At 39.4% G+C, this 12865-nt stretch carries 11 protein-coding genes; 6 read left to right on the plus strand and 5 right to left on the minus strand.

Annotation, left to right across the window (positions count from 1 at the left end; translation table 11 throughout):
- Positions 1-149: 149 nt before the first annotated feature.
- From MOMA_RS03110 to MOMA_RS03130, 5 genes are all read right to left on the minus strand, one after another.
- Entirely contained in the window at positions 150-578 is a 429-nt protein-coding gene (locus tag MOMA_RS03110; protein ID WP_009767161.1) for an ACP-like domain-containing protein, read from the minus strand.
- Between the two features lie 262 nt (positions 579-840).
- Positions 841-2586, minus strand: coding sequence for a polysaccharide biosynthesis/export family protein (locus MOMA_RS03115; protein ID WP_009767162.1), 1746 nt, complete (start codon positions 2584-2586; stop codon positions 841-843).
- A 69-nt stretch (positions 2587-2655) separates the two neighbouring features.
- Complete coding sequence (locus MOMA_RS03120) at positions 2656-3777, minus strand: capsule polysaccharide export inner-membrane protein KpsE (protein WP_009767163.1); 1122 nt, start codon at positions 3775-3777, stop codon at positions 2656-2658.
- A complete protein-coding gene (locus MOMA_RS03125; protein WP_009767164.1) occupies positions 3755-4426 on the minus strand; it encodes an ABC transporter ATP-binding protein in 672 nt (223 codons plus the stop codon). Before MOMA_RS03125 ends, MOMA_RS03120 begins: the two co-directional genes overlap by 23 nt.
- 14 nt (positions 4427-4440) lie before the next feature.
- Positions 4441-5256 (minus strand): ABC transporter permease, encoded by an 816-nt coding sequence (locus MOMA_RS03130; RefSeq protein WP_009767165.1) that lies wholly within the window; start codon positions 5254-5256, stop codon positions 4441-4443.
- 204 nt (positions 5257-5460) lie between these two features.
- On the opposite strand from MOMA_RS03130, the gene MOMA_RS03135 reads away from it, so the two are divergent.
- The 6 genes from MOMA_RS03135 (at position 5461) to MOMA_RS03160 (ending at position 12837) form a co-directional block, all read left to right on the plus strand.
- Positions 5461-5877 carry an Ohr family peroxiredoxin gene (locus MOMA_RS03135; protein ID WP_009767166.1) on the plus strand — a complete coding sequence of 139 codons (417 nt, stop codon included), beginning with the start codon at positions 5461-5463 and terminating at the stop codon, positions 5875-5877.
- Positions 5878-6101: 224 nt separating this feature from the next.
- A complete protein-coding gene (gene rsmH / locus MOMA_RS03140) occupies positions 6102-7085 on the plus strand; it encodes a 16S rRNA (cytosine(1402)-N(4))-methyltransferase RsmH (RefSeq protein ID WP_009767167.1) in 984 nt (327 codons plus the stop codon).
- Between the two features lie 79 nt (positions 7086-7164).
- A complete protein-coding gene (locus MOMA_RS03145; protein WP_009767168.1) occupies positions 7165-7746 on the plus strand; it encodes a cell division protein FtsL in 582 nt (193 codons plus the stop codon).
- A gap of 57 nt (positions 7747-7803) precedes the next feature.
- On the plus strand, positions 7804-9825 hold the full coding sequence (locus MOMA_RS03150; protein WP_009767169.1) for a peptidoglycan D,D-transpeptidase FtsI family protein: 2022 nt from the start codon (positions 7804-7806) through the stop codon (positions 9823-9825).
- A gap of 64 nt (positions 9826-9889) precedes the next feature.
- Positions 9890-11413: a UDP-N-acetylmuramoyl-L-alanyl-D-glutamate--2,6-diaminopimelate ligase gene (locus tag MOMA_RS03155; protein WP_009767170.1), complete on the plus strand. Its 1524-nt coding sequence runs from the start codon at positions 9890-9892 to the stop codon at positions 11411-11413.
- 413 nt (positions 11414-11826) lie between these two features.
- A complete protein-coding gene (locus tag MOMA_RS03160; RefSeq protein WP_051012679.1) occupies positions 11827-12837 on the plus strand; it encodes a galactose ABC transporter substrate-binding protein in 1011 nt (336 codons plus the stop codon).
- Positions 12838-12865: the final 28 nt, after the last annotated feature.

Below are 12865 nucleotides of genomic sequence, written 5' to 3' on the forward strand. Positions count from 1 at the left end.
TATCCTTAAAAATTTGTGAAAATTGGGTGATAAAATTGAGCTATTTTAACAAAATTTAAGTAAAAAATCCCACAAAAAGCCAAAAAAATAGCCACGCCTAAGCATGACTATTTTGTCTGATAAATTTGTAGATCAGTTGGCAACGCTTTTTACCGAACTCTTCTTGTCTGTTTGACGTTACAGCTTTTGTACAGGATTTCACTTGATGGTGAAGTTACGGTGGCAATGCTTGATCTGTGGTAATTTTTCAAGGTCAAAGCAGGTGTACTCAGGCTAAAGTTATTGTCATCACCAAAGGTTGTGTCTACATTGTCCGAGCGATTCATGTTATAAGGCATAAAACGTGGTTTGCCATTCAGTGATGCTTGGGCGTAAGTTGGTTGTTTTTGGGCGTTAAAACCATAAATAACGGATAAATCCTTGCCACTTTGACATTGATAATCAACCTTGCGTTTATACACAGTTGATTTATCGGCTTCGTATGCATCGGTGGCAAAATTTTCAGCAGAAGCAACACCTGACATGCCAATAATCAATGCAACAGCCGATAGAATTTTTGTGGAAATTGAAAGTTTCATATTGTTTATACCTTGATACCTTTTTTGTTAGAAAATTTTGGTTTAACAAATTTATGGTTAGTATAAGCCTAAATTTTAAAGGATAATATAATAAAATAGTAAATAAATCTTTCTAATAATCGGTTTTTAGAAAAACAAGGCGGTTTTTGACATATTTTTTTACACTTTTGGCAAAAAACAATAAAACACGATCAACCAAAAACACGATCAACCAAAAACACGATTAACTAAAACTTATTAACTAAAACTTATTAACTAAAAGTTATAACCCCAGTACGACTTTGGTTGCCACAGCAATTTGATATAAAATTTGTGAAATGCCACGTCCAATTTCCACGCGTTTGGTTTTTACAGTTGGCAATACCATGATTTGATCGCCTTGTTTTACCACATAATCGGTTTTTACCACCACGTTTTCGCCGTTCGGGTGAATGACGATGATGTTTTTCTTGTCAGCATTGGTGTTGTAACCGCCTGATTTGGCAATATAATCACCCACAGTCATGCTTGGATCAAAGGTGATCGCATTTTGAAAACGCACTTCACCGTTTACGGTTACCACGGAGGTTTTTTCTGGCACTTCGATAACATCGCCTTGTTCTAACAAAACGTCTTGCCAAGCGGTTTGTTGCACCACGATCATGCCATCAGGCTGTACCTTGCGCGCTTTGGTAATAAATCTGTCAATCATTTGGGCGTCGATTTGGCGTAAACTGGCTTCTTCTTTGGTGATGGATTGGGTTGCCAATGACATTTCTTGTAATTTGTCAAGAGCGGTGTTGATGTTGCGTTTTTGTTGCTCGGCGACGGATTTACGGTAGATTTTTAAGGCGGTTAAATTGGCGGTTTCACTTGGGCGAATTTGGGCAACGACGTCTTTTAAGGTTGCACCGTGTGGCAACACGACAACACCATTGCCAACATGAGCACCACGCACCTGCACGCCAATGGTGCTGGCATAGCGATCGGAGGTTACCACAAATTTATCACCGTTATAAACTTTTAGATCTTTGGCTTCTTCTAAAGTGTAATACTCGCTTTTTAACGCACGATCAACCCCGCGTGAGATACTGATATTAGTGGCATTGGGCGTTGGATTGGCAATGTCTAAAATATCACTTACCGTCAGATTGTCTACATCAAATTCAAACGTATAAGCGTTTTGTACCTCGCCATCAATGCTAAAGGTTTTACGCTGTGGGGCAACGGTAATCACATCACCATCTTCAAAGGAAAACGGTTCAAGTTGTCCTGCCAATAAAAATTTATACAAATTTACCTGTTGGGCGATGCGGCCATTACGGCGAATTTGAATGTCAATATAACTGCCTCGTTTTGGGTCAACGCCCCCTGCACGGTCAATATAAGACAACACCGAATCGGCTGCAACACCTGAATAATAACCGGGTTGGTTGACAAAGCCTGTAACAAACACACGAACTGGCAAGGCTTCTTGTAAAGAGGCATACACACCGACATTGGCACGATAAATTTTACTTACGGCTGATTTTACCACGTTTTGCAAATTGCCATTACGCACCCCTGCAACATGGACAGGGCCAACATTTGGAATAAAAATATTGCCTTGTGGATCAACCGTCATGGTGGCAGAAAACTGATACGCTCCCCACATTCTAATCTGAATGTTATCACCTGAATTGATCACATAACTGCTGTTAAAATTTGCCCCAGAAGTACTGGCAAACGCGCCGCGAAACATCTGGGCACCAAACATTTTGGTGTTATCACCTACAGCTTGGTAATTGCTTGTGGTGGTAATAATCGGCTGACTGTCAAGGGTTGCAGAATCTATTGCTTGTTGGGTGGCTTGGCTTTGCTGTTCAAATTGTTGATTGCTTTGGTTAATTGAATTGGTTTGCACCGGCGTGGTTAGGGGCGGTTGGTTAATTGGATCTTCTGCTGCAAAAACCGACGAAAATGGCATAAGTGTACATGCCAAAACGAGCGTTTTTACCTTGGGTAAACGTGATTGATTTTGAATTTTCATAAAGTTACCTTTTATATTTTTTAGCAATCATCTTAAACTTAGCAATCATCTTAAACAGGTTCGGTCAATTTAATCACGGTGATCACGGATAATTGCCAAAATCAATTGCACAAAACCATAAAAAATCAACAAAAATGCAAGCGATGTCAAAATAATATACCAGTGGCGCGGATATAAAGATTCTTCGGCCTGAAACGGTGATGAAATCACAATCAAGTTTTTCTTTTTGCGATTGGCTTCGGTTGTGGCTTTTTCAAGCGTTGTTAACGCCATTTTGTATTTTTCTTCAGCAAAAGCGGCACCGGCTTTGATTTGTTCAAATTGTAGTGCTTTGCTGTTTAAGCGATTGTTGGTAGGCGAGGTAAGTTTGGCACGTTCTTGGGCGACTTGTTGTTCTACTGCTTTGATTTGGCTGCGCAACGACACAACTTGTGGTGCGTTTGGATTTAAATAGCTTAATAATTGGCGCTCTTCGGTGCGAAGTGAACTTAAATTAGCCTCAAGCCCTGAAATCAAGCTATTTAACGCTCGAGCGGTACTTTCTGGATCTAAAATAGCATTGCGATTTTGGTAATCCAACACCGCCGCCTTAGCTTCGTTCATTTGTTTTTCGGCATCTTCAAGTTGTTTTTCGGCAAACGCGGTTTGTTCTTTTGCAAGTTTTTGTGAAATGTCATTGACAAAAGCTTCGCTGTGTTTTAATAAGGCTTGATTCAACTCAAAAGCGTATTTTGGGGTAAAACCTTGGGTTTTTATGCTTAAAATATGCGTGGTTTGATCAAGTTCAACATGCACGCGTTTTTGAAAATACTCCAGCAATTCTTCTTTTGTTGGGTTTTCGCTAAGTTCATTAAGCAGATCTGATCCATCTAAGCGAAAATTTTCACGAAATTTAAATGTTGGATCTAATTTGGTAATCATATCGTTGGATAAGATATAACTGGTTAAATAGTTGCTATCTTCTACACTGGTACTAACCCCGCCAAGTAAAGCCACAAGCCCCGTGCCTGTGGGCATACTGTTGTCGTTGGTTTGTTTAACAACCACTTGTGATTGGCTAACGTAGCGCGGATGAGCAACAGCCAAGGTGTAAAAAATCACCAAAAGCCACGGTAATATCACCAAAACCAAGAATAAAAAACCTTGTTTTAGTTTCTTTTTGTTAAATTTATTTTTTAGACTGACTGACATGTTCTTTATATACCTCGACTGCTTCTTTGGTGTCGTGATAGATCACCGCAGTTTGATTCATAAGTACAATTCCAATATCGCAATTTCGTTCAATATCGCCCAAATTGTGTGAAACCATCAAAAACCCCGACTGCTCACGGCGAGCTTGCAGTACTTCTTCGCTGCGTTTACGAAAGGCGGCATCACCGACAGCACCTGCTTCATCTACCATATAATAATCAAAGTCAAACGCCATACTTAGCCCAAATGTCAAACGCGAGCGCATGCCAGATGAGTAGCTTTTAACAGGCATATCAAAATACCTTCCTAAATCGGCAAATTCTTGCACAAAACGGATTTTTTCATCAATAAAATCACCGCTTGAGTACAAGCGACAAACAAAACGCACGTTTTGTCGACCGGTTAAACTGCCTTGAAATCCGCCTGCCACACCCACTGGCCACGAAATTGTACTGTTGGTAATGACTTGACCTTTATCGGGTTTGTCAAGACCACAAATGATGTTTAACAAGGTGGATTTGCCTGCACCATTACGCCCTAAAAGTCCAACGCTTTGTTTATCTTCAATCAACAAATTTAAATCTTTAAACAAATAATGCCGACCGTGCGGTGTCATAAAAGATTTGGTAATATTATGAACCTTTATCATGTTTGTTTTTACTCTTAACGCTTGCGGATAAAATCGTTTTCACAGGCTTTATACAGCAATAAACCGACAAAATCTACCGCTATCATCCATTTAAAAAAATACCAAATATCAATATGATGGTTCGGATAAGTAGGCGACAATGAATGACGAATAAGTTCAATATTATGCACAAACGGATTGTACAATAAATAATCTAAGTACGGCTGTGGTACAATGTGAATGGAATAAATAATCCCAGAGGCAAAATACAAAATGGTAAAAACAATGCTGATAATTTTGCTAATCTCACCACCGTAATGTCCAACAACCATCATAATTAAAGCGACACCCAAGCTGAAAAAAAACAGCCCAATCCAACATAATAACACAATGTGCAGATTGGCAAAACTAATCGTTGTGCCAAAAAGCCCCCACAACATGCCAAGCAATAACCAAAAGGTAAAAAAGTAGATCAAAAACTCTAAAAATGAACGTGCCAAAATCACATCAATATGTCGAACAGAGCGATACATGAGCAAACCGCGATTGGCGTCCACCGCTCCTAAAGCCCGGGTTGCGTTTTTTTGGAACATAAAAAAAGGTATCATGCCTGATAACAAAAATAGTGGGTATTCCATACCAGGCAAAACACGTTTCATCACCGTACCAAAAATTATCACATACATTACCACCTGAAAAATAATCTCAAGCGGTGCCCAAAAATACCCCAAACGATAACCACCAAAACGTGTTTGTAACTCACGCATCAGCAGCGCATGAATAGACGCAAGCATGACTTGTAAGCCATTGCGACGTTTGACAGGGCGATATGGAGGAAGTTGGATTGACATAAGCACAAAATTTGACTCAAAAATATGCTATATAATAAAGCATTTTGCAAAAAAAATGTATCAAAAAAAGTATTATTTTGTGTTTTTAGGGATAAATTGACAGTTTAAATTACATATTCTTACTAAGATGCTATACAATTAACATACAATTGGCAGAAAAATTATGCTAATTTAAACCATATTTTTTTAAAAAAGGACATTCTTATGGCAAAAATTTACGAAACAACCGCAACCAATACAGGTGCAAGAAACGGTGTGGCAACTTTATCCGACAGCGACAAAACCTTTAACCTGGTATCACCTGCAGATGAAAAGCAAGACGGCGTAAACCCTGAACAATTGTTTGCAATTGGTTATTCAGCGTGTTTTAATGGTGCGTTAGGTTTGGTTAAAAAAGCGTTTGGCAAAACGTTTGAAAATGAGGTACAAATCACCGTAGCATTAAATAAAGAAGGTGATGACAATTTTTATTTGTCAGGCAACATTCACGTAATAGCAACAGGCGATGTAACCGATGAAGATTTACAAAAAATCGTTGCCAAAACCCACGAAATTTGTCCTTATTCTAAAGCGGTGCAAGGCAATGTAGACATGAAATTGTCAAGTGAAGTAAAACAGTAAAACATTGAAAAAGTTAAACTGTTAACGGTTAAAAATTTATCAAAAAACCTTTGTTTAGCAAAGGTTTTTTATTTTCATCTGTTTATTTAAAAAAAGCCAAAAATACGCTACAATAACACGTTTGTTAAGCCTTATTAGTTATTAAACTTAGCGATTAAATTCAGCGCGATTAAATTCAGCGATTAAACTTATAACCTAAAAAATAAACTCACAACCTAAAAAATATGCCAAATTCACCCAATACGCAAAATCTTAACTTTTCTCATGAAACTGTGTTGTTAAACGAAACAGTGGCTGGGGTATTGGCGGTTAAATCACTGAATGATTTACAAAAATCGGGCGAAAAAAAGCTGGGGGTTTTTGTGGATGCAACGTTTGGGCGTGGCGGACATAGCAGGCTTTTGCTTAATTTTTTGACCGATGACTCAACTTTGGTTGTTTTTGACAAAGATCCGCAGGCGATAGAAGTTGCCAACAATCTTGCTAAAACTGACAAGCGTGTGCGCGTGGTGCATGACAGTTTTGCCAATATAAAAAGTGCGTTGCAACATTTAAATATTGACAGCGTAGATGGTATTATGGCGGATTTGGGCGTGTCAAGTCCACAGCTTGATGATGCTGGCCGCGGTTTTAGTTTTATGCGTGATGGCGTGGTGGATATGCGTATGGATACAAGTTGTGGGCAGTCCGTTGGTGAATGGTTAATGACGGTTGATGAACAAACGCTTGCCAATGTGCTGTATGAATACGGTGAAGAACGCCACAGTCGTAGAATTGCTAGGGCAATTAAACAAATGAGTGATTACAATTCTACTTTAGCGTTGGCTGAGGTTATCAAAAAAGCCCACCCAAATTGGCAAAAAGGCAAGCACCCTGCCACCCAGAGCTTTCAGGCAATGCGAATTTTTATCAATAATGAATTGGACGATGTGCAAATTTTTTTAGATGATTGTATCAAGGTTTTAAAGCCTGGTGGCATACTTGCAGTCATTAGTTTTCATTCATTAGAAGATAGGATAATTAAGCGGTTTTTTAACAATCACAGCAAAGGCTATCATGACGGTGATGACAAACTACCGATACCGCCTATCCGCCCAAAATACTTCGGTAAGCCTTGTCGTATTGCACCAAGCGAGATAGAAATTAAGCACAATCTGCGTGCCAGAAGTGCGTATTTACGTTTTGCACCTCGTTTATCGCGGTGTTAACAACGCCAATAAGCAAGCATTATCAGTATAATCATCAGTTAAATTTAACGCTTTAAGACTTAAAAACGGTGTAACAACCATGCACAAAACCCAAGCCAATTCTCAGCCTGAATCAATTCGTACGAGCTTTTTTGACAATGTAAAAGGCGTGGTTGAAAATTTTGTTAAACCGAAAAAAAACTCAACAGAAGTTGATAAAAAAACTACCGCCAAAAAACCAAGCAACGAGCCTGGTCAAAACCCAAAAACTGTACAAAATGACATTTATGAGATTTTGCAAAATGACTATCAGGGCATCAGTCCTTATTATGTGGCATTGTTGCTTTTGGTGATTGCAATTTTGTGGACAGGGACGCAGGTTGTGGAGCAGGTACAAGATTATCATGAAAATTACAGCAAATTGCAGGTGTTAAAAAAATCTTTTCGCCAAATGCAAGTGGAACGCCAGCGTCTATTGATTGAACAGCAAACTTTTAGTGCCACGCCACAAGTAACCAATCGTGCGGTATCAGAATTAAACATGTTTTATCCCAATGTATCCGATCGCATTGTGATTAACAACGGTGCAGCACTTAAAAACAACACGACAAACAATGCCAAAAACAATGCAACAACTTCTACAACCCAAACCATTGTCATTGACCCACGAACCCAACATTAAAACTTAAGCAACATTGCCAAAAATCAGGCAAGCATTTAGGCAAAATCAGGCAACAAGATGTTAAAATACCTTAACCGCGATAAAAAAAATCTTAACAAAACACCGAAAAAACCTAAGCCAAAAAAAGGCGTGGGTGCATCCATGCGTGGGAGTGTAGAAGAAGACAGTGTTCGCTTTAAGATCGTGTGGGTGCTTATGATATTGTGTTTTGGAGCGGTGTTTTGTCGAGTGGCATATGTGCAGGTGATTAATGCCAAATTTTATCAAGAAAAAGGCAATACCTTGATTACCACCACGGTAAAACAACCGCCGTATCGTGGCATGATTGTTGATCGCAATAACATTCCGCTTGCAATTTCCGCCCCACTTGTAACCTTAACTTTTAGTCCACATGATTATGCAGTTGAGTATTATAACTTAAAAGCCAAAGAAGCAAGTCTTAACAAAGCCAAACCCAGTAAAAGCGTAAATAAAGCCAAAGCTCGGGTAGAGCAACGTTTAAAAAATATGGATTTACAAAAACTGGCGACATTGACAGGCATTGATGTGGCACAATTTCATCATGCACTACATCTGAATCACAACATTGATTTTAATGATAAAGAAGCGGTAAAAGCCGTGCTTCCAACAGGGGCAGGCTCGCATTATTTTATGTTGATGAAAAATGTAAATCCAGAAAGGGCACAACCGATCATAGATGCAGAGTTTGTTGGCGTAAATATTGAACATTTTTATCAGCGTTTTTACCCACAACCACAACCAAATGCCCAATTGCTCGGTTTTATGTCGCGTTCTGCGGACAAAGAGCAGGGGCATTACCGCGGACAATCAGGCATTGAGGCAATTTTTGAGAATGCGTTGGCAGGTTCGGTAGGCGAGATGCGTGTGATAAAAGATGCCAAAAACAACCGCCTTAAAGAGTTGGAGCAAATTAAGCCTGAGGTGGCAGGTAAGGATATTAAACTTACCATTGACAGCCGTTTGCAATATATTTTGTATCAAGAGCTTGAACGCGTTGGACGGGTGCAAAAAGCACGCTGGGCGACAGGTATGATTGTAGATGTGAATTCAGGCGAGGTTATGGCTATGTCAAATTGGCCATCGTTTAATCCCAATGATTTAAACAGCATGACCAATGAAAATCAGCGCAATCATGCAGTGGTTGATAAATTTGAACCCGGATCAGTCATGAAGCCTATTACCGTTGCGATTGGTTTAAATTCAGGGCAATACGACATGAATTCCAAAATCGACACAAACCCGGGCAGTATGAAATTACAAGGGCATACTATCCGCGACCATGGTAATTTAGGGGTGATTGGTTTACGCCAATTATTGCAAAAATCCAGTAACATAGGTTCGGCAAAAATTGCGTTATCACTGCCACCTCAAGTGATGAGCGATGGACAAAAAGCTTTTGGTTTTGGCAAAAAAACCAATTTGGATTTTCCAGGTGAGGTAAAAGGCATTGTGCCAACCCCTGATGTCAAAGAAATATCACAGCGTGGTACGGTAGCTTACGGTTATGGCATTGATGTTACGCTGGCGCAGCTTGCTCAAGCATACACAATATTGGGTTCAGGCGGGGTTTTTTATCCATTAACCTTGGTAAAAAGTATCCGTGATAATGCCATGAATAGCAATAACATGAACAGTGTTGCCATACCATTTGCCAAACCAAAACCATATCAGGTGATCAAGCAAAGCGATGCTTTGGCAATTGTGGATATGATGTCAAGTGTTACCGAAGAAGGCGGTACGGCAAAATTAGCCGCCATTGATGGCTATCAAGTTGCAGGCAAAACAGGAACGGCTAGACGCACCAATCCAAAAGGGGGTTATTATGATAACCAGTATCGCACCTCTTTTGTTGGTATTGCCCCGGCAAGCAAGCCACGTTTTGTGGTTGCAATTATGGTAGAAGATCCGCAATTGCAAAAATTTGGCGGACTGGTTGCAGCTCCTGTATTTCGCAACGTCATGAAAGAAACCTTGCGCTTATACAACATACCTTTTGACAAACCCTTGACAGGCAAAGAAACCACGCAAGTTACTTTAGAAAGTGTCAATGACTTGTAATTTTTTTAAGCCAGCTTTTTATTTAAAAGATAGTTAAAAATTTATGAACAAAATAAGGAATGTTATGCAATTACAACAGTTTAATTTGACCGATGATTTAAAAAAAACACTAAATTCTGTCTTAAAGATTGATTTTAAATCACTACAAGTAGACAGCCGAAAGTTAGCATGTGGCGATGTGTTTGTTTTGTTAAAATCTCAAAATCCAAATGCAACAACTGATTTAGATAGCATAAAAATATATTTAAATTCTGCTAAAGACAAGTGTGCGTTTGTATTGTCAGAAATTGATGTGTCTGATATTGTCAATGAATCTGATAAGGTGATTTATTTGCCAACCATTCGCAAGTTTTTGGGTGATTTGATTTGTCAAAGTTTACAGTTTGATTGTCCTGCCAAATTACCGAGCATCATTGCTGTTACAGGCACAAATGGCAAAACCACAGTTAGCCAGCTTGTTGCTCAATTGATTTTTTTTGGCGGTCAAACAGTGGGCGTTATGGGTACGGCGGGTAATGGCGTGATGAGTAAGGGCGTGCTAAAACTAAAACCTGCCACGCATACCACCATGGAAGTGTTTAATTTGCACCATGCTGTGCATGATGTTGCCAAAGCAGGCGTGCAATTTTTATCCATTGAAGCAAGTTCTCACGGCTTGCACCAACACCGTTTGCAGGGTTTGCCAATACAAGTGGCAATTTTTACCAACCTTTCGCGCGATCATTTGGATTATCATGAGAATATGGACGATTATGTGCATGCCAAAACCAGATTGTTTGACAAAAATCTGTTTTTACAACTTACTCATGCTATTATTAACCTTGACGATAAAATGAGTGAAGAATTTATTCATACTGCCAAAGAGTCAAATTTGAATGTGTGGACGTACAGTCTAAACGACGATAAGGCGGATTTTTTTGCCAAAACCATGACGCCAAGCCTTGATGGTGTTGATTTAACCGTTGTTACACCTTTTGGGGAGATGTGTTTTAAAAGCCCGCTTTTGGGGCGGTTTAATGTGGCAAATCTTTTGGCAAGTATTGGAGCGGCAATGGCAATTGGCATGCCTTTTGATACGGTAAAATCTGCCATTGAGCAATTAAAAGGTGCAACAGGACGCATGGATAAAGTGGCGTCTAAAGCGGGTGCGTTTATTGTGGATTATGCCCATACGCCAGATGCGTTAGAGCAAGTGTTAACAAGTTTAAAAGGGCATTGCAAAGGCGATCTTTGGGTTGTGTTTGGTTGTGGCGGCGATCGTGATAAAGGCAAACGCCCCTTGATGACGCAGGTGGCGTTAAAACTTGCTGATAAAGTTGTGTTAACCGCTGACAATCCACGCACAGAAAATCCGCTTGCTATTTTAAAAGACATGCAAGAGGGCATGACGTGCAATGAACATTACAAAACGCAGATTGAGCCTGATCGCAAAACGGCAATTGAATTTGCAGTAAAAAATAGCCGTGCAGATGATATTGTTGTGATTGCAGGCAAAGGACATGAAACGTATCAAGAAATTAACGGCGTGCGTTATGATTTTGATGACAGTGTGGTTTTAAAAGAGGCAATTGAGAGGTTTGGAAAGTGAGTTGTGTTGGAAGTGGGGCTAGTAACTGCTTTCATTGAAATTCAATTAAAAATTTGCTAGTAACTATTTAATAAATAAGTAACTATTTAACAAATAAGTAACCATGCTCAAAGCCTTAAATACCGCAAAGCTAAACCGCTACGGTTCGCAAGCATTTCTCAAGCTATAGCCATAAAACCTGCCAAACCACCTAATTATTCCAACCCATCGGTAAAATCCAAGCAATTGCTACAGCTTGACTGTTGGGTTCATAAAATTCTAACCAAATTTTGCTAAAACATTAATTTTTTGTTGTATTTTTTGCAGATTAGTAATAATATTTAGCTCTTAATGAATTTAAGGATATCTTATATCGTTAAATTTTGTTAAAATATAGCCAGTTATTTTTCTCATTGTATTAATAAAGGTGCTGAATGAAAATCGCTAACCACACCCTATTTTTGGGCGGTTGTGTGTGTTTGACAGCTTGTTCTACTGCGACACAGCCCACCGCCACAACGGCAGATTATTCCCAATACCCTGTTAGTACAGTGGGAATGAGTATGAGCAGTATCGAAAGCAACCCTTTTTTCCAAGGGGCTTATAAAACCTATGAAACAGAAGCAAAAAATCAGCCAAATCTTACGTTATTGATTGATCATGCCAATAATGACCAAGCTGTCCAAGACAAACAACTAGATGAAATGGTTGCCAAAGGTGCAAAAGCATTGGTGATTAATCTGGTAGATGTTAACCAAGGCAAAGCGGTGATTGATAAATATTGTGGCAAAGTTGGATTGGTGTTTTTTAACCGAAACCCGGGCGATAAAAACCTTGCCAGTTGTTCAACGGCGTATTTTGTAGACGGCGATGCAACGCAAGCAGGCGTGTTACAAGGGCTAAAAGTGCTGGAAACATGGAAAAATAACCCCAGTTGGGATAAAAACAAAGACGGCGTTATCCAATTTGCTATGCTTGAGGGCATTCCCAATCACACAGGGACGATAGCACGCACCAAATGGTCGATTGGCACGATGCAAAACTATCCAAGTTTAGGCATTCCTGTAGAAAAAGTATTCCAAGATTATGCGATGTTTAACACAACCAAAGCACAAGAGCTGTTAGACACATGGACAAAATTGCCTGATTTTTCTAAAGTAGAAGTGATTTTGGCAAACAATGACAGTATGGCATTGGGTGCAGTTTTGTCGCTTAAAGAAAAAGGGATAAAACTACCGGTTTTTGGTATTGATGCAACACCAGATGCAGTTAAATCCATTCAAGCAGGCGAAATGACCGCAACCGTATTAAATGATTTTGACAATCAAGCCAAATCATCGTTGCGCTTGGCGGCAAATTTAGCAGCAGGGGTTACACCTTTGCAAGGCATTGAGTATAAAATGGAACACAATGTGATTCAAGTGCCATACCAAGAAACCAAGTAAGTTTTGATATCAACCTCATTTTGGAATA

Origin of the sequence: Moraxella macacae 0408225, assembly GCF_000320365.1 — a bacterium.
Lineage (GTDB): Bacteria > Pseudomonadota > Gammaproteobacteria > Pseudomonadales > Moraxellaceae > Faucicola > Faucicola macacae.

What these genes read in the sequence shown, in the direction of transcription:
- MOMA_RS03130 (WP_009767165.1), bottom strand. Translation starts at nt 5,256, where the DNA reads ATGTCAATCCAACTTCCTCCATATCGCCCTGTCAAACGTCGCAATGGC.
- MOMA_RS03125 (WP_009767164.1), bottom strand. Translation starts at nt 4,426, where the DNA reads ATGATAAAGGTTCATAATATTACCAAATCTTTTATGACACCGCACGGT.
- MOMA_RS03150 (WP_009767169.1), top strand. Translation starts at nt 7,804, where the DNA reads ATGTTAAAATACCTTAACCGCGATAAAAAAAATCTTAACAAAACACCG.
- MOMA_RS03155 (WP_009767170.1), top strand. Translation starts at nt 9,890, where the DNA reads ATGCAATTACAACAGTTTAATTTGACCGATGATTTAAAAAAAACACTA.
- MOMA_RS03120 (WP_009767163.1), bottom strand. Translation starts at nt 3,777, where the DNA reads ATGTCAGTCAGTCTAAAAAATAAATTTAACAAAAAGAAACTAAAACAA.
- MOMA_RS03110 (WP_009767161.1), bottom strand. Translation starts at nt 578, where the DNA reads ATGAAACTTTCAATTTCCACAAAAATTCTATCGGCTGTTGCATTGATT.
- MOMA_RS03160 (WP_051012679.1), top strand. Translation starts at nt 11,827, where the DNA reads ATGAAAATCGCTAACCACACCCTATTTTTGGGCGGTTGTGTGTGTTTG.
- MOMA_RS03115 (WP_009767162.1), bottom strand. Translation starts at nt 2,586, where the DNA reads ATGAAAATTCAAAATCAATCACGTTTACCCAAGGTAAAAACGCTCGTT.
- MOMA_RS03145 (WP_009767168.1), top strand. Translation starts at nt 7,165, where the DNA reads ATGCACAAAACCCAAGCCAATTCTCAGCCTGAATCAATTCGTACGAGC.
- rsmH (WP_009767167.1), top strand. Translation starts at nt 6,102, where the DNA reads ATGCCAAATTCACCCAATACGCAAAATCTTAACTTTTCTCATGAAACT.
- MOMA_RS03135 (WP_009767166.1), top strand. Translation starts at nt 5,461, where the DNA reads ATGGCAAAAATTTACGAAACAACCGCAACCAATACAGGTGCAAGAAAC.